Origin of the sequence: Rhodococcus sp. UYP9 (assembly GCF_040547235.1) — a bacterium.
Lineage (GTDB): Bacteria > Actinomycetota > Actinomycetes > Mycobacteriales > Mycobacteriaceae > Rhodococcoides.
On record NZ_JBEPPH010000009.1, the window covers coordinates 18,360 to 38,034 of the forward strand.

The 19,675-nt window shown below is 61.4% G+C and carries 20 protein-coding genes; 10 read left to right on the forward strand and 10 right to left on the reverse strand.

Annotation, left to right across the window (positions count from 1 at the left end; genetic code table 11):
- Window positions 1-59 precede the first annotated feature (59 nt).
- The 4 genes from thiD (at window position 60) to ABIB36_RS20325 (ending at window position 3,820) form a co-directional block, all read left to right on the forward strand.
- Window positions 60-851 (forward strand): bifunctional hydroxymethylpyrimidine kinase/phosphomethylpyrimidine kinase, encoded by a 792-nt coding sequence (gene thiD / locus ABIB36_RS20310; RefSeq protein ID WP_354562979.1) that lies wholly within the window; start codon window positions 60-62, stop codon window positions 849-851.
- A 124-nt stretch (window positions 852-975) separates the two neighbouring features.
- Window positions 976-1,677, forward strand: coding sequence for a GAF and ANTAR domain-containing protein (locus ABIB36_RS20315; RefSeq protein WP_354562977.1), 702 nt, complete (start codon window positions 976-978; stop codon window positions 1,675-1,677).
- Between the two features lie 101 nt (window positions 1,678-1,778).
- Window positions 1,779-2,579, forward strand: a complete 801-nt coding sequence (locus tag ABIB36_RS20320; protein WP_354562974.1) for an alpha/beta fold hydrolase — start codon at window positions 1,779-1,781, stop codon at window positions 2,577-2,579.
- Window positions 2,576-3,820: a SpoIIE family protein phosphatase gene (locus tag ABIB36_RS20325; RefSeq protein WP_354562972.1), complete on the forward strand. Its 1,245-nt coding sequence runs from the start codon at window positions 2,576-2,578 to the stop codon at window positions 3,818-3,820. Before ABIB36_RS20320 ends, ABIB36_RS20325 begins: the two co-directional genes overlap by 4 nt.
- Here ABIB36_RS20325 and ABIB36_RS20330 read toward each other — a convergent pair.
- From ABIB36_RS20330 to ABIB36_RS20355, 6 genes are all read right to left on the reverse strand, one after another.
- The gene (locus ABIB36_RS20330) at window positions 3,772-4,143 is read right to left on the reverse strand and encodes an STAS domain-containing protein (RefSeq protein WP_084347944.1); all 372 of its coding nucleotides are present in this window, start codon (window positions 4,141-4,143) and stop codon (window positions 3,772-3,774) included. The two genes, ABIB36_RS20325 and ABIB36_RS20330, sit on opposite strands and share 49 nt — an antisense overlap.
- Before the next feature lie 119 nt (window positions 4,144-4,262).
- Window positions 4,263-5,465: an NAD(P)/FAD-dependent oxidoreductase gene (locus ABIB36_RS20335; protein ID WP_354562969.1), complete on the reverse strand. Its 1,203-nt coding sequence runs from the start codon at window positions 5,463-5,465 to the stop codon at window positions 4,263-4,265.
- The gene (locus ABIB36_RS20340) at window positions 5,462-5,734 is read right to left on the reverse strand and encodes a DUF4235 domain-containing protein (protein WP_084347948.1); all 273 of its coding nucleotides are present in this window, start codon (window positions 5,732-5,734) and stop codon (window positions 5,462-5,464) included. Before ABIB36_RS20340 ends, ABIB36_RS20335 begins: the two co-directional genes overlap by 4 nt.
- Complete coding sequence (locus tag ABIB36_RS20345; protein ID WP_084347950.1) at window positions 5,731-6,012, reverse strand: DUF3618 domain-containing protein; 282 nt, start codon at window positions 6,010-6,012, stop codon at window positions 5,731-5,733. The genes ABIB36_RS20340 and ABIB36_RS20345 overlap by 4 nt, the downstream gene beginning before the upstream one ends.
- Entirely contained in the window at window positions 6,009-7,541 is a 1,533-nt protein-coding gene (locus ABIB36_RS20350; protein ID WP_354562966.1) for a YhjD/YihY/BrkB family envelope integrity protein, read from the reverse strand. Before ABIB36_RS20350 ends, ABIB36_RS20345 begins: the two co-directional genes overlap by 4 nt.
- 111 nt (window positions 7,542-7,652) lie before the next feature.
- Window positions 7,653-8,606, reverse strand: a complete 954-nt coding sequence (locus ABIB36_RS20355; RefSeq protein WP_084347954.1) for a hypothetical protein — start codon at window positions 8,604-8,606, stop codon at window positions 7,653-7,655.
- A 357-nt stretch (window positions 8,607-8,963) separates the two neighbouring features.
- Between ABIB36_RS20355 and ABIB36_RS20360 the strand changes: the two genes are divergently transcribed.
- Together ABIB36_RS20360 and ABIB36_RS20365 are read left to right on the forward strand one after the other, a co-directional pair.
- Window positions 8,964-10,061, forward strand: a complete 1,098-nt coding sequence (locus ABIB36_RS20360; protein WP_179142354.1) for a ferredoxin reductase — start codon at window positions 8,964-8,966, stop codon at window positions 10,059-10,061.
- Window positions 10,062-10,080: 19 nt separating this feature from the next.
- The gene (locus ABIB36_RS20365) at window positions 10,081-11,493 is read left to right on the forward strand and encodes a fatty acid desaturase family protein (RefSeq protein WP_084347956.1); all 1,413 of its coding nucleotides are present in this window, start codon (window positions 10,081-10,083) and stop codon (window positions 11,491-11,493) included.
- Window positions 11,494-11,576: 83 nt separating this feature from the next.
- On the opposite strand, the gene ABIB36_RS20370 is transcribed toward ABIB36_RS20365, so the two are convergent.
- From ABIB36_RS20370 to ABIB36_RS20380, 3 genes are read right to left on the reverse strand one after another with little or no spacing between them, the layout of a single operon-like run.
- Entirely contained in the window at window positions 11,577-11,957 is a 381-nt protein-coding gene (locus tag ABIB36_RS20370; RefSeq protein ID WP_354562963.1) for a nuclear transport factor 2 family protein, read from the reverse strand.
- Complete coding sequence (locus ABIB36_RS20375; protein WP_354562961.1) at window positions 11,954-13,459, reverse strand: FAD-dependent oxidoreductase; 1,506 nt, start codon at window positions 13,457-13,459, stop codon at window positions 11,954-11,956. Before ABIB36_RS20375 ends, ABIB36_RS20370 begins: the two co-directional genes overlap by 4 nt.
- Window positions 13,460-13,474: 15 nt before the next feature.
- Entirely contained in the window at window positions 13,475-14,380 is a 906-nt protein-coding gene (locus ABIB36_RS20380) for an AurF N-oxygenase family protein (RefSeq protein ID WP_354562959.1), read from the reverse strand.
- Between the two features lie 186 nt (window positions 14,381-14,566).
- Between ABIB36_RS20380 and ABIB36_RS20385 the strand changes: the two genes are divergently transcribed.
- The 3 genes from ABIB36_RS20385 to idi all read left to right on the forward strand — a co-directional run bounded on the left by ABIB36_RS20385 (window position 14,567) and on the right by idi (window position 17,158).
- Window positions 14,567-14,992 (forward strand): nitroreductase family deazaflavin-dependent oxidoreductase, encoded by a 426-nt coding sequence (locus tag ABIB36_RS20385; protein ID WP_084348096.1) that lies wholly within the window; start codon window positions 14,567-14,569, stop codon window positions 14,990-14,992.
- 36 nt (window positions 14,993-15,028) lie between these two features.
- Window positions 15,029-16,327 carry a trans-sulfuration enzyme family protein gene (locus tag ABIB36_RS20390; RefSeq protein WP_354562956.1) on the forward strand — a complete coding sequence of 433 codons (1,299 nt, stop codon included), beginning with the start codon at window positions 15,029-15,031 and terminating at the stop codon, window positions 16,325-16,327.
- 216 nt (window positions 16,328-16,543) lie between these two features.
- Entirely contained in the window at window positions 16,544-17,158 is a 615-nt protein-coding gene (gene idi, locus ABIB36_RS20395; protein ID WP_354563009.1) for an isopentenyl-diphosphate Delta-isomerase, read from the forward strand.
- A 38-nt stretch (window positions 17,159-17,196) separates the two neighbouring features.
- Here the strand turns inward: idi and ABIB36_RS20400 are convergent, their stop codons facing one another.
- Window positions 17,197-17,793, reverse strand: coding sequence for a TetR/AcrR family transcriptional regulator (locus tag ABIB36_RS20400; protein ID WP_354562955.1), 597 nt, complete (start codon window positions 17,791-17,793; stop codon window positions 17,197-17,199).
- A 128-nt stretch (window positions 17,794-17,921) separates the two neighbouring features.
- Here ABIB36_RS20400 and ABIB36_RS20405 point away from each other — a divergent pair, with 128 nt between their 5' ends.
- Window positions 17,922-19,673 (forward strand): acyl-CoA dehydrogenase, encoded by a 1,752-nt coding sequence (locus tag ABIB36_RS20405; RefSeq protein WP_354562954.1) that lies wholly within the window; start codon window positions 17,922-17,924, stop codon window positions 19,671-19,673.
- Window positions 19,674-19,675: the final 2 nt, after the last annotated feature.

Below are 19,675 nucleotides of genomic sequence, written 5' to 3' on the forward strand. Positions count from 1 at the left end.
ACTCTCGGTAGTAGCAAATTACGCTGGTGAAGAATTCGGCCACGAAAAGAAAGAAGTACATGTCGACACGCGCATTTGTCATAGCAGGGTCCGAAGCCACGGGTGGCGCGGGACTGCAGGCCGACCTCAAGACTTTCGAAAAGCTCGGTGTCTACGGCGTCGGGGCAATTACCTGCATAGTCTCGTTCGATCCCGCGTCGGGTTGGGGGCACCGATTCGTGCCGATTGCCGGCTCGGTCATTGCCGATCAGATCGAAGCAGCAACCTCGGCGCACGACCTCGACGTCGTCAAAATCGGCATGCTGGGCACACCGGAGACCGTTGCCACTGTGGCGGAATCCCTGGGCAGACAGCCTTGGCGTCACGTCGTCGTCGACCCGGTTCTGATCTGCAAGGGTCAGGAACCGGGTGCTGCCCTGGATACGGACACCGCGCTGCGTACCGACATACTGCCGCTGGCAACCGTCGTTACTCCCAATCTGTTCGAAGCTCGAACACTGGCAGGGATGGACGCCATCGAGACTGCCGAAGACCTGGCCGAGGCGGCAAGGAGAATTGCCGACCTAGGGCCTCGATATGTCGTTGTCAAAGGTGGCACCGGCCTGCCCGGTGACGATGCCGTCGACGTGCTCTACGACGGGCAGGACATCACCTTCTTTCGGGCGCCGAAGATCGGGAACGAACGGGTATCCGGTGCAGGATGCGTCTTCGCAGCCGCCATTACCGCTGAGCTTGCCAAAGGTGCGAGTGTCCTCGACGCAGTGTCTACGGCCAAGGATTTCGCGCACGCGGGCATCGTCGGCCGAATTACGACGAATGCTCCGTTCGCGGCTGTCGGGTGGCATGACTGAGGACGGGTGAATAGCTTCTTTCTGCAACTCGTGATTGCCGAGTCGACCGGATCGGGGTGGTTTTCGAAGTAGGGTCGGACACACGCCAGGCGGGTCAGGGCAAGTCAGCCGATGGGTGGGGACGATGAGTTTGGAGTCACCGGATCGGCGTCCGCTCGACGGGGCGCTGAGTCGAGAGATGTCGGACATGGCGCGCGTCTTTCAGCAGAATTATGCGAGTATCGAAGACACGCTGGCCTCCATCACAAGAATGGCAGTCGAGATGGTCCCAGGTACCGATCACGCCGGAATAACGCTGGTCACCGGACGCCGCACAGTCGAGTCGAGGGCAGCGACGGGCGAATTGCCACGTCGACTCGACTCCCTGCAAGAGCACTGCGGGCAGGGGCCATGCTTGGACGCAGTGTGGGAACAGCGCACGGTCTACGTGGAAGACATGAGATCGGAACATCGATGGCCGCAATTCGCCCCTGCTGCAGCGGGCTTGGGTGTGCACTCGATGCTGGCGTTCCAACTTTTCACTCGGCGTGACAATTTGGGAGCCCTCAATCTGTACTCCGAGAGGGCCGACGGGTTCGATTCTGCAAGTGAGGAACTCGGCTTGGTGTTGGCCACGCACGCTGCCGTTGCGCTGATCGCTGCTCAACACGAGGATCAGATGCAGTCCGCGCTCGCCTCGCGTGACCTCATCGGCCAGGCCAAAGGCATGATCATGGAAAGATACGGCATCGACGCGGTCCAAGCGTTCGACCTACTCAGCAGGCTTTCGCAGGACTGGAATATCGGCGTCGCCGAACTGGCGGGTCGAGTGACACTACGGCGGTGAACGGCGAGATTGCGCAGTGAACATTCGGTACTGGCCGCTCTGCTTCGCCCCTGAACCAGGGTGCGCCCGACGGCTCTGCGGCCCAGTGTCAGAATGTGCTGGTGAACGTGCGCGTGAAGAACAATGTGAGGATCGTCGGAGCTGCCGACGGTCCGGTAGTGATGCTCTCGCACGGCTTCGGTTGCGATCAAAGTTTGTGGAGTTCGGTCACCGAGCGCCTGGTGGCCTCCTTCAAGGTGGTCCTGTTCGATCATGTGGGTGCAGGCGGATCGAGCCCGGACGCTTGGGACGCCGGAAAGTACGCTGACCTCGAACAATATGCCCGCGACGTGCTCGACATCGTCGAGGAACTCGATCTACGCGACGTCGTGTTCGTCGGCCACTCGGTCGCGTCGATGATCGGGGTCCTCGCCGTGGCTGAGGCGCCCGAACGATTCGCGAAGTTGGTCTTGTTGACGCCGTCGCCGTGTTACATCGACGATGGCGATTACCGAGGTGGATTCACCAGGGCCGACATCGACGAGTTGCTCGATTCTCTCGACAGCAACTATCTGGGTTGGTCAGCAGTCATGGCTCCGACCATCATGGGCACACCGGATCGACCCGAACTTCAAGGGCAACTGACCGATAGCTTCTGCCGAACGGATCCGGCGGCTGCCAAAGTGTTCGCGATGGCGACGTTTCTTTCGGACAATCGTGCCGATCTCGAGCGCGTGACGGTCCCGACACTGGTGGTCGATTGTGCACGCGACACGCTCGCTCCGCCCGACGTCGGCCGATACGTGCACGACAACATCGCCGGGAGTGCGTTGCAGACGCTCGACGTGAGCGGACACTGCCCGCAGGTCAGTGCTCCCGAACTGACAGCTGCCGCCATAGCTGGGTTTGCGGCGCGGTCGTGAGTGCACCGAAGGAACCCGCTTCGGGCGATGCACTCGAAGAAAGCCTGCTCGATCTATACGAGAACGCGCCGTGCGGATATCTCTCGCTATGGCCGGATGGAACCATTGCGAAGCTGAATTCGACGATCGCCAGATGGCTTGGCCATCAACAGGACTCGTTGATCGGGACGTCATTCACGCGACTGCTCACTGCGGGCGGTCGCATTCACTACGAGACCCATTTCGCGCCGATTCTGCACATGAACGGGCACATCGACGGCGTCACGGTAGATCTCGTGACCGCGGACGGTGACCGCTTGCCGGTGTTCTTGACCGCGAACGTCAAGACCGACGATTGCGGTGAGCCAGTGTTGATCCGGATCACTGCTCTCGATGCTCGCCATCGGCGGGCTTATGAGCGTGAACTACTCGAGGCCCGTAGACGTGCAGACGACAGTCGAGCGCGAGTCGAAGTGTTGGCCAAGACATTACAGCGATCACTACTGCCATCTTCGCTGTCTCCACCCGCGGGAATGGATGCCAAGGCCTCCTATCACTACGCGTCGACGGAAGACGTAGGCGGTGACTTCTACGACCTCTTCCCGCTCGCGGCCGACCAATGGGGCTTCTTTCTCGGCGACGTCTGCGGCAAAGGTGCGAGCGCGGCGGCGGTGACGTCGTTGACGAGATATACGCTCCGTGCCGCTGCGGTGTACGACCGGGACCCAATTGCCGTGTTGCACAATCTCGATACCGTGCTCGAGCAAGAGTTCCACGCAACCGAACCGCAGTTCTGCACCGTGATCTTCGGCGTCCTGACAATCGTCGACGGCGGTTTCGAGGTGGAGTTGGCCGGTGGCGGGCATCCTCCGGCGCTCCTTCTTCGCGCCGACGGCAGTGCACGTTACATGGAGACGACAGGTGGCCAATTGGTCGGCATACTTCCCGATGCCAGGTTCGTCTCGACCCGACTGTTCCTTCGGCCGGGAGACACTCTCGTGCTCTACACCGATGGATTGACAGAAGCGCGAGTCGGTCCCGGCCGTGAACGTTACGACGACACCGGGGCACTACTCGACTTCGCGAGGTCACATTCTCCGACGACCGCCGAGGCAATCATCGATGACATCCGCGCACTACTGGACAGCTTCGGGTCGGGCCTCGAGGACGACGCCGCTGTACTGGCGCTCGGTGTGCCCGCCGGACCCGATGCTCAGCTCGGTGAGTCGATTGCTGCAAGCGCGGTCGGCAGATCTTCGTAGAGAGAGAAGACCTGATCCAGGCCCATCAGCCGGATCGGACGGCTGGTGGCCGGACCGTCGGCCACGACGGCGAACTTCAGTGTTTCGCCGAGCTTGTTCTGAGCAATTGTCAGCACGGTCATCGCGGCCGAGGCCACGAAAGTCACCTCGGACAAATCCACCACCAGGGCAGTCGGTGCCGTCAGTGCGCCTTCAGAGATTTCCTTGTCGAGGGCGGGCGAGGTCCGCATGTCCAGCTCGCCGGAAACCGTCAGCACAAGCGTCGACCCGTGGTGGTGACGCGCAATGTCGAACTGCGCTGCCTGGGTCTCGTCGACCGGCATGGGCACTCCTCGCTCAGAAGCGGTCCGAAGGTGGACGCTTACCGGTCGATTAAACCAGGCCCGCGTTGCTGCCCTGCGAGCACCGACGGCTGAGTGATTGGTCCGGTACTCGATCGCGGTCAGAGGCGTCCTTTCAAGATCGAATTCCAATAGACCCGAGGTAGTACGTACCGATCGAAAGCCCAAGCAATTCGGCGGGGAGTGAGCGGATCGAGAAACGATGGAAGTGACGAGGTCACCGCACCCGTCCGGTCGAATTCTCCCGCAATGAGCCGGTGTGCGTCGACCGTCACCGGGGCGACGGTGTACCCGTCGTACGAGGACAGCTCGGTGCCGGCGCGAGCCGCCAGCATGTTGTCGACCAATATCGAAACCTGTTGGCGTAGTGCGCCACCCGAAGGATCTGTGTGCACAGCAGCGCCGTCTCCGACTGCCCATACGCTCGGGTGCGTGCGATGCGCGAAGGTCAGCGGATCGATGTCCACCAATCCATGTTCGTTGTCGCCGGTCAAATCCGAGGAGTGCAACCACTGTGGGCCTCGGAAGGGCGGCACCAGGTGAAGGAAGTCGTACTGCAGTTTCTCGGCGTTGCCGTCGACATCCGTCACGGTGATTCGGCGTTCGTCCGGTTCCAGCGACGTGACCGTCGTGCTCGACAGTATCCGGACCCCGAGCTCTCGCAAGCGGCTCAGCAGCCGAGCGTCCAGGTCTGGAACCCCCAGGAGGCGGGGGCGGTCGACGACGAGAGTGATCTCGATGCTGTCCAACTGCCCGGTCCGTCGCCAGTGAGCGACCGCGAGGAACAAAGGTTTGAGCGTCGTACCGGTACAACTGACCGGAGCCCTGGGCACGGTGAATACTGCGTGACCGGCACTGGGCATCGCCTCTACCAGTACCCATGTCTTCTCAGCACGGTCGAGGTAGTTGCTGGCCACCTCAGGCGAGTCGAGCGCAGTGTAGATGCCCGGCAACGCATCGGCATCCGGAACCAAACCGGGACCCAGCACCAGGTCGCGGTATCGGTAGCGTCTCCCGGACGCGCACGTCACGGTGCGCTCCGCAGCGTCGACGACGGTGACCGAGTCCTCGATCCACGTGCATCCGCGCGGCGTCACCGATCGTTGGGTGCGTTGTGCGCTGCTCAACGAAGCCTGGCCGCCACCGACATAGGACAACAGCGGTCGGTAGGTGTGAACTTGCTGGGGTTCGATCACCGCGACGGAATCGATTCCCTTGCGCATGAGGCGTGCGGCCGCGCTGATACCGGCGTTTCCACCGCCGACGATCACAACGTCGAAGAAGGTAGCGGTGTGGTCCTTCACGTGGGGTCTTCGTGGGCCAAAGCGCGATAACCGTGGGCGCCTGCGCGATCGATAGCAGCTTTCACCAGCCCGAACACAGCGCCATGAACTGCCGCAGCGATCAACACCTCCCGCGCGGAGCGTCCGAGATCCTTCGGGTCCGGGGCTTTGTCGTCGTCGTCCCCGATACGCTTCCACACCTGTTTGAACACCATTCCGGCTACAACTCCGCCGAGCACGCTCATTGCCAACGACAGTGGCTTGTACATCGTCTTCGATACCGCGCTCATCGGAGGACTCCTCGTCTCGACCTGCGTCGCCGGACGACGACGTATGCAATGACTGCGCCGATCGCGGCTGCTGCCAGCGCAGCAACGATTCCCGGATTGGATTCCGCAGTGGTCTTGGCCTTCTCGACGCTTGCCGACGCGCTGTCGTGGACGCGGGCAGGGACATCGGCCTTTGCTGCGAGCGCTGCCACGGTTTCCGAGAGTTCGGCACGTAGTTCGTCGACGCTGGGTGTCTGCTCGTTCGATGGCTGGGCTTCGTTGGAGTGTTTTCCGGTCATCGGATGCCTTTCTTGATTGCGCTGATGTCTTTGTCGACGCTGGCCACAGTGTCTTCGGGAACGGGAGGGAGCGCGTTCTTCGCGCGCTTGGCTCCGAAGAGGGCAAGAATCGCACCGACAAGGGTCACCGCCGCCGCGATGATCAACGCGGCGAGCCAGGGATCCAGCACGGTCGACAGACCGAGAACAGCCGTTGCAATGAAGGTGGCAAGCCCGAAGAACAGCAGTAACGCGCCGGCGCCGGAAATCCCGATTCCGATTCCCAGGCGGGTGCCTTTGGTTTTCACCTCATCCAGACCGGCCGAGATTTCGGTGCGTACCAGGGTCGAGACTTGCTGGGTGAGCCGCTCGACGAGTTGGACGGTGGACAGATCTGCAACCTCGCTCCTACTTGCCTGCCGTAGGTGGTCGGGTCCGGTGTCGGGTCGGTCTGTCACGGTTGCTCCTTTCGTGCCGATGGGAGAGTCGGCGTCCTCAGACTGGTCGGGATTGTGTTGTGTGCGCAACAGGCGGCCTTGTTCGATCGCTTCGGCATCTTTTTCGGCGTTCTTGTCCGAGACTCGCGTATCGCGTGGCGGCAACTGAAGCTGCTCCTCGGCGATCATTCCTGCCTGTAGCTGACGGCCTCGCTCCAATTCGGAATCGAGTTCTGCTCCGAACAGCAACGCCAGGTTGGTGATCCACAGCCACAGCAGAAATATGATCGCGCCCGCGAGCGACCCGTAGGTTTTGTTGTAACTGCTGAAGTTGGCGACGTAGAACCCGAAACCTGCCGATGCCAGAATCCACGCGAGGATGCCGACGCCAGCGCCTGCGCTGATCCAGCGAAACTTGGGCTGCTGGACATTCGGGGTTGCGTAGTAGAGAACGGCTACGGCGAGAACGACAAGTACCAGGACGATCGGGAAACGGGCGATGTTCCAGACAGTCAACGCGGTTTCGCCGAGCCCCACGGTCTCGCCCACTGCTTTGGCGACCGGGCCGCTCAAAGCCAACATCACCGCAGCGCATGCCAACAGCGCGAGGGCAACCAACGTCACCACAAGCATGATCGGCCGCAGCTTCCAGACGGGCCGCCCCTCGTCGACCTCGTACATCCGATTCATCGCCCGCCCGAATGCTCCCACGTAGCCTGAGGCCGACCACAATGCGCCCAACAGGCCGGTGACAAGCGCAAACCCGGCAGCCGGCGCCTGAACCAATTGCTCGATAGGTCCGCGCAGCGTGTCCACCGCAGAGGACGGACCGAGATTGCCAACGACCTCGAGTACTCCGTCCACCGTTGCCTGGCCCTGGCCGAACACTCCCAGTAGCGACACGACAGCGAGCATCGCCGGAAACAGTGATAGCACAGCGTAATAGGTGAGCGCCGCGGCGAGGTCGGTACATTGATCGCGCGAAAACTCTCTTGCAGTCTTGCGAACGACGAACAACCATGAGGGCTTGGTCAGCTCGGCCGGTGACTCCGGCTTGCGAGGGTCGTCGGGGTCGGCGTCGACCGGGGCTGGTGAATCGTTACGTACGTGCACGGTTCGGACATACCCGTCCGTCGATTCTGGAAACCGTGTCGACTCACCAATGATGGAAGCCGGCCGAGCTGATCAGCTCGGGCCGGCTTCCATTATTCGAAACATCATCGATCAGGGCGTCGAGACAACTTCCTTGGCGATTGCAGCCAGCCGTGTCTGGGCCGCGGATACGACCCCGTGACGATTCTTGTGCGCTTCTTCGAAGGCGAGCACGACGCGAATATCCGACGGATCATCCAATTCCTTGATCGCAGAAACGGACTCGGAAACATTCAGATCCTCGTAGCCATCGATGGGAAGCTCCTCGGGATCGAGAATGCCACCCGCTGCCCGTGCAGAATGAATAGCGTCGGCTACCCCGTCAGCGCCCTCTTCGCGAGTGACACCCTCGGCAGCTTCCAGGGCTGCGTCGCGGCTGGCGGCGAGAGTCTTTGCTGCAACATCGCCCGCGTGTGCACCTCGACCGAGTAGCTCGCTCACCCGATTGGGTGTGCCGCGGGCCGCGTCGAGTGCTCGATCGAGACTGCGCGCGGACCACGTCGCGGGAGCATTGACCAACTTGACGGCGCCGCCCGCTGCAGCCTGCAGAGGTGACCGGCGCAAGGCTGCAGGGCCGCCCAGTGCGTCTTCGGCGAGGACGGTTTCGAGCCAATCCACAGTGGCACTGTGTGCGGTGATCAAGCGGTCGGCCAGAGCGACCACCTTGGGTTCGTGGGCGGCGGTCGCGAGAGCCTTGATGTACTTAGCGCGGCCGAGCAGCTGTTGTTCGAGTGCAAGGTCTCCGAGAAGCGCCTCGTCGAAGGGCTGGGCCTGCTCGCCGAGGGTCTTGAAGAGTGCGAGGGTGCGTCCGACCAGCGGTCCGACGACGTCAGGAAGGCCACCGAGATCACGAAGTGCGGATTCGATGGCGTCGGCGCGGTCACGGCCGTTCGACGCATTCTGTTCGAGCTCTGTCCGGACTGCTTCGGTGCGAGCTTGAGCGGTGCGGGTCTGAGCTGTCTGGATCTCGGTGTTGGTCAGTTGGAGAACGGCCCGCAACTGTGCGAGCAGGGTGGATGTAGCCATCGTGCGCTCCTTTTCGGTTGTGTGGGTCTCTCGTTTCTGGTGTGCCCCCCACGTAGTCAATGGCACTGCGTAGTGCGTTACCCGTCGATATTTACAACAAACACCCAGAGTGCGAGAGTGATGCGCATCACTGGGTGTTTGTTGGTGGGCTCACCGGAGCGCGTGTTCGCAGGGTGCTGTCGAAATGTCCCTTTTCGAAGTCGATGGCGGTGGGTGGTTTTCGCCTGGGATGGGGGTCGTTGATTCTGTGTATTTCCCTGCGCTGCAATGAAATACCGACCGTTCCGCGACGCCGTCGGTTCAGCCGATTCGCGAATCCAACACAAAACACGCGTGACCGAGGTTAACGTGTACATCGTGGCAGAGCGCGGGGCCAGACCCCAGGTTTCGATAGTTCGCAGGACGATGCTGAGAGCTGTCCGATTACTGTTCAATCCGCTGAGACCGGACGACTATCTCTCGATGATCAATCCGCTCTGGACCACCCGTGAGCTGCGTGGCAAGGTCGAGCGAGTCTCTCCGGAGGGGTCGGAGGCGGTGTCGGTCTACATTCGACCAGGCTTCGAATGGGCCGGCCACACCCCGGGGCAGTACGTACGGTTGGGAGTGCTCATCGACGGCCGGTACCACTGGCGAGCGTATTCGATCACCTCCGATCCCGACCCGGTCGACGGCCTGGTGAGTGTCAGTCCCAAGCTTGTCCCGGAAGGCACGGTGTCGCCCTACCTGGTCGGCACCATCAGGGCCGGCGACATAGTCCGGCTCAGTGAGGTCGAAGGGGAGTTCACGCTTCCCGATCCGTTACCGGTGAAGATGGTGTTCATCAGTGCGGGGAGTGGCATCACACCGATCATCAGCATGCTTCGAAGCCTGGACCACCACGATCACCTGAAAGACATCGTCGTAGTCCACTCGGTTCACAGCCGTGAGCAGTTGATGTTCACCGACACCCTTGCCCAACTGGAAGCGAAGCATCCTGGCTTTCGTTTCGAACTGCGCATCACCAGCGACGAAGGTCGAATGAAAGCTGCCGAGCTCGACGAACTCGTTCCGGACTGGCGTGAGCGTGAGGCGTTCTGTTCCGGTCCGGGGGAGCATCTGGACGACCTGCGGTCCTACTGGAAGGACGAAGGGGACTACGAACGGTTCCATCATGAAAGCTTTCAGCCAGTCATCGGTGGTAATTCCGAGGACGGCGAGGGCGGCACTATCCGGTTCGTCAACAGTGACAAGAACGTGGAGTGCGACGGCGGAACCACGATATTGGTAGCCGGTGAAGACGCAGGCCTCGACCTGACGTTCGGCTGCCGCATCGGGATCTGCCACACCTGCGTCGGAACGTTGAGGTCTGGGCGTTTACGCGACTTGCGCAATGGGGATGTGTCCGAACCAACGGGACAAGCCGTGCGAATTTGTGTGAACACGGCCGAGGGCGATATCGAAATCGAGCTATGAGATCTCCGGAGGGACTTTTATGACCATCGACCACTCGACCCGCACGGAGCCGGTCAATCCGCTGGCACATCTGAGCGAGGAGACCATCGCCGAGTTGGCCAAAGAGTTCGACGCCATTCACGACGAGGTGTACGCGAGCCTGGGTGCGAAGGATCGAAAATACATCACCTCGGTGATCGCGGCACAACGCCAACTTCTGGTCGCTGGGCGCGTACTTCTGCTCGGCTCGACGAGCAAGCCTGCTTGGCTGGCGGGCACGGCGTGCCTCGGAATTGCGAAGATCCTCGAGAATATGGAGATCGGCCACAACGTCATGCACGGGCAGTGGGACTGGATGAACGATCCGGAGATCCACTCTTCGGTGTGGGACTGGGACACCGCATCGACGGCGCAATCGTGGAAGCACTCACACAATTACGTGCACCACACTTATACGAACATTCGCGGCAAGGACAAAGACCTCGGGTACGAGATCATGCGTATCGACCCGCGGCAGAAGTGGCACCCGGTCTATCTGGCGCAGCCCTTCTACAACGTTCTCCTCATGGCGTTCTTCGAATGGGGGGTGGCCCTGCATGATCTGGACCTCGATGCGTTGCGACACGGCGATAAGTCGCCGAAGGAACTGCTGGCAGATCTCGCGGGGATTGCAGGCAAAGCACGTCGGCAGTTCGTCAAGGACTATGTTGGCTGGCCAATTATCAGTGCGGGCGCATTTGGCTTGGCGCAGCTGATATCCGGAGGGCATCTGCGCGAGAGCAAGAAGTCGAGAGTGGCTGCGCGGTTGCGTAAGTCGACACGATTCGGGAAGAACAACGCCGTAGCCAATGTGCTCGATGCTCGCTTCAGTGGCGTGGAAAGCACGTTCGTCGCAACGTTTGCCGCGAATTTCTTTGCGAACATCATTCGCAACGTTTGGTCACACGGCATCATCTTCTGCGGGCATTTCCCGGATCAGGCCTACACGTTCAGTGAAGAAGAAGTGGAGAACGAAACCCGCGGCGGCTGGTACGTTCGCCAACTCGTCGGGGCCGCCAACATCGATGGCGGTCCACTGTTCCATCTGATGAGCGGGAACTTGAGTTACCAAGTAGAGCACCATCTGTACCCGGATATGCCGAGTACGAGGTATTCCGAAGTGTCTCCGAAAATCAAGGACATCTGCGAGCGGTACCAGCTGCCGTACAACAGTGGACCGCTGATGCAGCAGTGGGGGATGGTGCACCGCACGATCGCCCGACTCGCTTTGCCCGGTGGCAAGGTTCGGCCGAAGCCCGGCCCCTACCGGCCCGAAGAATCCTGGCGTAGGAAGTTCAACGACAGCGAAGCCGCCAATTCGCGCAGCCGTGTTCCGGCGAACCATCCTGACGCGGGGCCCGAGCACCGGGGCGGAGGCGTGGATGTCGAGCCGCCTCCCCGCGGGGACGACTGATCTCGCTGACGGTGCGGTGCCCGATCCCGTAGAACGGGCACCGCACCGTTCGGCCTATCCCAGGTGAGAGTGCTTCGTGCGAGTCAGCTTTCGGCCACCCGATCGCTTTCCGACATACCTGTGGCAGAGAGGGCCGATTCGAGGTCGGTATGACGGAAGATCGACGTGACGTGGTCGTGCACGACTCGGAAGCTGGCGGCCTCAATGGTGGTTCCCGCCGACTCGTCACCACTGGTTGCTGATTCCTCGACCACAACGACGCCGTCCCGGTAGAACATCGCACCTGGAGTGAGCGTCACTCCCGGAGTGCGCACCCACTCCTGCAGGTGCTCGAGCCCCTGCGCGGCCCCATCGGCCGAGCCCACCTCGATATCGTCGCTCGACAGAGCCAATACCGTGTCCACGTCGTTCGCGTTGAGTGCGTCGTGCCAGGCCAATACGGTCGCGATCTCAGAAGTACTCACCGATCGAGTATAACGACGTCCTCGAGAGTTTTCGCTGATGCAGAAAGTCTTCGGTACCAGTCGCGAGTTCGTCGGGGACTGCGCGCTGCGACGTCCTCGACGAGCGCGTCCACAGTCAGTTCGGCGTCGACCTTGTTGTCGCCGATTCCGCCGGTGGCGCCACGCTTGGCCCAACCGACCACGTAACAACCGGCTACGAGTGTTCCATCGTGGTCGGACACTCGGCCGTCGATATTGTTGATCGTCCCAGAATGCTCGTCGAAAGGAACTCCCGCAGAAGGTGTTCCGCGATATCCGATCGCGAGTAGCACCAGCTCGGTGGGAATCGATCGTGCATCGTCTCCGGTTCCGACGAGGACCGACTCGACACGGTTGTCGCCGTGAACGGAGAGAGGTGCCCGTCCGAAAGCGAAGACGATCCGGCGCGAAGAATGCGGTGAACCCAGTTCGACGACGTTCGCGCCACGCAACGCCGACGCCGGAGCCGAGGCGGGAAGCGCGTCGATCATCGGCAAAGTCTCCGGCGATCCGGCTACCACCACATCGACGTGTGGGCGGTCGATCAGCGCCTGGCACTCGGAACGGGTGAATGCGGCGAACTCAGGACCGCGACGAGCGAGAACGACCACTTCCTCGACCCGGTGCGCTCGGAGCGCCGCGAGGGCATGGGGTGCGATGGAGGTGGATGCGAGATCGTCCGGGTCGGCGGTGAGGATGCGCGCCGCATCGAGGGCCACGTTGCCGTTGCCGAAAATCGTGACGCTCCGAACGCCGGTCAGGTCGACGGCATCGGCGGCGATGTCAGGATGGCCGTTGTACCAACCGACTACGGTGCGAGCGCTGATCGAACCGGGCAGGTCGAGGCCGGGAATGTCGAGGGGGCGATCGTTCTCCGCACCTACGGCGTACACGACGGCGTCGTAGCGTTCGGACAGCGCCTGCTGGTCGATGTCGACTCCGACCTCGACGCCGAGCTTCATGCTGACGCGGGGGTGCGCGAAGATGCTGCGGAAATGCTCGTTGATTCGGCGGGTTCCGAGATGGTCGGGTGCCACCCCGTAGCGAGCCAATCCACCTGCGCTCTGCAGGCGGTCGTAGAACGTCACCCGGCTGCTCGGAAGCCGCAGGAGTGCCTGCGCGGTGTAACAGGCAGCCGGGCCGGTTCCGATGATCGCGACATCGATTTTTCGAAGTTCGTTCACCGCCGGGGACGGAAACCGCGGAGGTGCCCATGCCGGATCGGTCGGTTTGTCCTTGTAGTAGTCCGCATTGATGTCGGCGTAGATCGACTGCTCCGGTGTCAGACGCGAAACGCGGGCAATCGCGTCGACCGGACATGCATCGGCGCATGCCCCACAGTCGATGCAGGAGCGTGGGTCGATGTACAGCAACTCGGTCTTGCCGAAATCCGGCTCATCAGGTGTCGGATGAATGCAGTTGACCGGGCAGACCGACAGGCAGGACGCGTCGTTGCAGCAGTTCTGGGTGATGGCGAAAGCCATATCGTCAGTCCTTCTTCACAGCATGTGCAGCCGACGATAAATAGCCTCCGCCGGCTTGGTGATCAGGCCGCAGTCCAGCAGGAAAGCCATCAGGTGTTCGCTGCTGGTTCGCATCATGGTGTGGTGATGGGCGTTGTTCTTGGCCTCCTTGATTGCACGATTCGCGTCGAGACCTGCAGCCTCGTACACCCCTTTGTTGACCATGTTCGAGACGATGATGCGAGCGGCGATGGCAACGACCAGCGCACTCGACTTACGCCGCGCGACGCTCTTGCCTTGAATCCGTTCACGCATCTGCGCACGGGCGAAGGTCATGTGTCGCGATTCTTCGACTACATGGATCTTGCTGGTGGTGCGCACCAGCGGGAGGACGTTCTCGCCGCGCATCCAATCGCGTTGCATCACGTCGAGAACTTCTTCGGCCACCAGTATTCCGCCGTAGGCGGCTTCGGCAGATGCAATAGCTTTGAAGCCGCGGCCGAGTTCGATGCTCATCCGGCGCGGTAGGTACGCCTTGATGCCCATGGTCGTGCACGCACGAGCGAACATGATGGAGTGTCGGCACTCGTCGGCGATCTCGGTCAACGCGAACTGGAAGTCGGAGTTCGACGAGTCCTTGCAATACTGGTCGCGAAGAACCATCTGTTGCAGGATCATCTCGAACCAGATTCCGGTGCTCATGATCGAGCACACCTCGTGGCGGGTGAGCAGGACGCGCTGTTCCTGCGTCATCTCCTCCCACATCGCGGTGCCGTAGAGAGTGCTCCATTCCGGATTGAGGCCGAAAAGGGCGGGGTCGAGGGGTTCGTCCCAGGCGACTTCCTCGGCCGGGTCGTACGACAATTGCGCGGCGGAATCGAGCAGCCGTGCTGAGACATCCTCGGCTTCGATGGTGTCGATCGAGCTGACGGTGCTGTTCATCGCGGGTGCATCCCTTCGTCGAGGTTCTACCAATGTAACTGTTACGGAGATTACCAGTTACTTAAAGAAACGGGTAGAGCTCAACAGGATCATCGACGGCTGCGGCCTCGCGGCCTTAGACTGCCCGACGTGACGACATCTCCCGCACGGCCATCCCATCTCGACTCACCGATCGTTCCCTCGGTGATGAAATACGGCGCCAAGGCTCAGGTCTGGTTGTACCGACGCACCGGTGGCCGGATCGGTGGGAAATGGCGTATCGGCAGCGGATTCCGCAAGCCGGTGCCAGTGCTCCTGCTGGGGCATCGAGGCCGAAAGTCGGCCACCGAGTACACCACTCCGCTGATCTATCTGCTCGATGGCGACAACGTGATCGTGGTGGCCTCGCAGGGCGGAATGCCCAAGAACCCGCAGTGGTATTCGAATCTGATGGCGAGCCCGGATACGTGGCTGCAAATCGGCTCCGAGCGACGTGACGTGCATGCACGCACAGCAGACTCCAGCGAGCGTGCGCGGCTGTGGCCGTTACTGGTGAATAGATATGCAGACTTTGCCAACTATCAGGCGTGGACCGACCGCGAGATCCCGGTGGTCGTTCTCTCACGCCGCTAACGCACGCGCGGTCTGGTGTTCGATAGATTTCTCGGTATGACATCGCGTCCCGACAAAGAAGACCCATCGACACTGGCGTTCCCCACGCAAGCGGTACATGCGGGCAATCGAACAGACGGTGGTTCGGGAGCGATCAGGCAACCCATCGTCATGGCCAACTCTTATGCACTACCCGAGGATCCGTCCTCGTTGAGTTGGTCGGCCACCGACGTGCCGCTCTACACGCGCAATTCCGGTGCGAATCAGATTGCGTTGCAGGAGAAGTTGGCGGCACTCGACAACGGTGAGGACGCCGTCGTTCTCGCATCCGGAGTGGCCGCGCTGCATGCGGTGTTCTTCACATTTCTCTCCTCCGGTGACCACGTGGTCGTCGGCGATGTCACGTACGAAGCGACCTTCCGGTTGTTCTCGGAGCTACTGCCGCAGAAGTATGGAATCGAAGCAACGTTCGTCGACAGTTCGGACGCCGCCGCGGTCGCGGCCGCTGTGCGCGAGAACACCGTTCTGGTGCATGTCGAGGCGATCGCGAATCCGACGACCAAGGTCACCGACATCGCGGCAATCGCACGGGTAGCCCACGACGCAGATGTCCTGTTGTCGGTGGACTCGACCTTCACCCCGCCTCCGATGTATCGACCGCTCGCCGATGGCGCAGATCTGGTCGTGCATTCGCTGACCAAGTACATCAACGGGCACGGTGACGCAATGGGTGGTGCGGTCATCGGATCGAGCGCGCTCATCGGTCGGATCAAGAACGACGCAATGGTCGATGTCGGCGGTGTCATCTCACCGTTCAATGCCTGGCTGATCAGTCGTGGCTCGATCACGCTTCCACTTCGAGTGAACCAGCAGACGAGCTCTGCCGCGACCATCGCCAGGTTTCTCGACAACGATCCGAGGGTGGCGTTCGTTGCCTATCCGGGATTGGAATCGCATCCTCAGCACGAGGTCGCCGCACGCCAGTTCGATGGTCGGTTCGGCGCGATGATGGCTTTTGCGATCGACGCCGACTCCGATACCCACAACGTGTTCGTCGCCAATCTTCGAGTGATCACCTCGGCGGTATCACTCGGCCACGACGAGTCGTTGATCGTGCATGTAGGAACCGAAGGTGCGCGGGTCGCCCGATATCCGGATTCCTTCCGGACCTTCGGACACTTGCGATTCTCCGTCGGGTTGGAGGATCCGGCCGATCTGATCGCCGATCTCTCGGCGGCTCTGGACCTCACATTTGCGTCGAGTTCTCCAGCGACGTCCGCTCCATCGGTGTCCGGGAGTAAGAACGACCGGGAGGCTGTGTGCTCAACCTGCCCGGACGCTCCGGCGGCGAAGTGAACCAACACGGCCCCGCCTGCGTATCGCACTACCCGTTCCGTCGGTAACTACAAACATCGAACTTTTCCGCCCACGCATGGTGTGGTCTTCGACCGTGGAATGAAAGAGAACGCGCCGACCGGTGCCGAAATGTTTCGAATGTGGCGGGGTCTGGGAACATGATGTTATGGATCGGATAGCTTGCGCGCCCCTCACCTCATCCACCGGCAGTGCCCGATGCTGACCGAGGAGGTCGTCCTCCTCGACGATGCCGGTCGGAAGTTGGGAACGCAGGCGAAGTCGACAGTGCATACGACGACGACTCCGCTGCATCTGGCGTTCTCGTGCTACGTGTTCAACGGCAAGGACGAGGTACTGGTTACCGAGCGTGCCCACCACAAGTCGACCTGGCCGGGGGTGACTACCAACAGTTGCTGCGGGCATCCGGGACCAGGGGAGAATCTGGGCGATGCGGTCCTGCGCAGGTTGAGTCAGGAGTTGGGAATCGAGGCAGGAGGCGTGCGGCTGCTGCTACCCGATTTCCGGTATCGAGCCGTCATGGCAAACGGAATCGTGGAAAACGAACTGTGTCCGGTGTTCGGCGTCGTCTACGACGGGCCCGCTCCGAAACCGAATCCCGAAGAGGTTTCACGCGCCGATTGGGTTCCCTGGCAACAGTTTTCGAGGTTCGTTGCCGAGGGGGGTGCGGTATCGCCTTGGTGTCGTGAGCAAATGGAACGCTTGCATGCGCTCGGTGAATCTCCAGCACGTTGGCCTGCAGGTGACCCGAACTCACTCCCGATCGTCGTGCGTGACCCACACCAATGGCAACCTACGCTGTCGTCGGAGTGAGTCGATAGCTATCTGAACGAGCCGGCTTGCCGTGGAAACTACGACGGCGGTGCGCCGACCATCCGAAGCGCCAGTTCCACATAACGCGAGGCCAGGATGTCCGGGTCCGAGAACGACTTACTAGGAAACCATCGGCTGACGTCGATTCCGAGCGAGGTGATCGCCAACGTGGCAGCGCCGGTATCGGCGACCGAAAAATCTCCGGAGCTCACGCCCGCGTCGATGATGTCGGTGAACACCTTGGAGGTGGCCCGTCGAACAGCGGCGATCGTGCGAAAGTGCTCGGGTGTGAGCGACCGCAGTTCGTATTGGATGACCCGTGCCAATGCGTGATGACGGGCATGGAACCGGACGTACGCGCGGACTGTGGATGCGAGTCGAGCCGGCGGCGGGTCGGTGTGGATATCGGCCTGTTTCGTTTCGGCGAGCGCACGTCGGTGTCCGTCGAGGCTCGCGTCGAACAGTAGCGACTCTTTGGTTTTGTAATGAGGGTACATAGCCCCGGGACTGAGATCGATGCTTGCGGCGATCTCGCGCGTCGACGTCGCGCCGTACCCCTTGGCAGCGAAAATCTCGACGGCAGCGCTTCTGATCCGGGCGGCGGCTTTGGAGGTGCTCACTTCGTCGACACTCATTTCTCGCGCGATCCCTCCTCTCCATGTCCAGGGTTGACACGATCGGGTGCCGGGTCGATTATAGGCAGGTGCATAGAAACTATGCACTTGCATAGTTCCCACTGCGACTTTCCGACACGAGGCATGACATGACCGACGTACTCTCTCGCCGCGATCTCGACTTTCTGCTCTACGAGTGGCTCGACGTCGTATCGCTGACGGACCGCGCGCGGTTCGCCGAACACTCGAAGGAGACGTTCGACGCGGTACTGGACCTATGTTCCGACATTGCGCACAAGCACTTCGAACCGCACAACAAGAAGTCCGATGCGCACGAGCCGACCATGCGTCCCGACGGCTCGGTGGACATGATCGACGAGGTCAAGGCCGCACTGGACGTATATTCCTCTGCCGGGCTCATTTCAAGTCAGTTCGACGAGAGCGTCGGCGGTATGCAACTGCCGACGACGGTCGCTCGCGCATCGATGGCGTACTTTCAGGCGGCCAATGCGTCGACGGCGTCGTACCCGTTCCTGACTGTCGCCAATGCCAATCTGATCTCGACGTACGGAACCGCCGAGCAGATCGACGAGTATGTGCGTCCGATGTTGGAGGGCAAGTACTTCGGCACGATGTGCCTGTCCGAGCCGCAGGCGGGTTCCTCGCTCGCCGACATCACGACCCGGGCCGAGAAGCAGGACGACGGCAGCTACCGGATCACCGGAACCAAGATGTGGATCTCGGCAGGCGACCACGAACTCACCGAGAACATCATCCACCTCGTGTTGGCCAAAATTCCAGGTGGGGGAGCGGGAGTCAAGGGCATCTCGCTGTTCATCGTCCCCAAGCTGCTGCCGAACGCGGACCGCAACGAGGTGACTCTCGTCGGTTTGAACCACAAGATGGGCAACCGAGGGACGACCAACACCCTTCTCGCTTTCGACGGATCGGTCGGCTACCTCGTCGGGGAGGAGCATCGCGGTCTCTCCTACATGTTCCACATGATGAACGAGGCGCGAATCGGGGTCGGGTTCCTGGCAATTGCGTTGGGTTACGTCGGATACCTGAAGTCGCTCGAGTATGCGAAGGTTCGCACTCAAGGTCGGCCGCTGGGGTCCAAGGATCCGTCCTCTCCTGCGGTACCGCTCGTCGAGCACGCCGACGTCAGGCGAATGTTGTTGGCACAGAAGTCATATGTGGAGGGAGCGCTTGCGCTCGGTCTCTATTGCTCCAGGCTCGTCGACGAGCAGGATTCGACGACCGATGACACCGTCAAGGCGGAGTCGACGCTACTGCTCGATGTGTTGACGCCGATCGCGAAGAGTTGGCCGTCGCAGTGGTGTCTCGAGGCCAACAGTCTGGCGATCCAGATTCACGGCGGGTACGGCTACACCCGTGACTACGACGTCGAGCAGTACTACCGCGACAATCGGCTCAATCCGATTCACGAGGGGACACACGGCATTCAGGGACTCGATCTGTTGGGCCGAAAGGTAACCATGCAGGCGGGGGCAGGGGTGGCGCTCCTCGGTTCCAAAATTTTGGCTACCGTCGAACGGGCCCGGCCGCTGAGCCCCGACACCGCCCAATTCGCCGGTGAATTGGAAGCGGCATGGAACCGCACGGTCGAGGTCACCGCAGCACTGTGGTCGACGGGTGATCCTGCTGTGGCACTGGCGAATTCGACCGTGTATCTCGAAGCCGTCGGGCATGTGGTGATTGCCTGGATGTGGCTCGAGCAGCTCACCGCCGTTGAAGACAAGACCGGAGCCTTCTACGACGGCAAGCGTCAAGCCGCTCGGTACTTCTTCGGCTACGAGCTACCGAAGACAGGCCCGCAATTCGACCTCTTGGCGTCCCTGGACCGTACGACCCTGGATATGAATCCCGAGTGGTTCTAGGT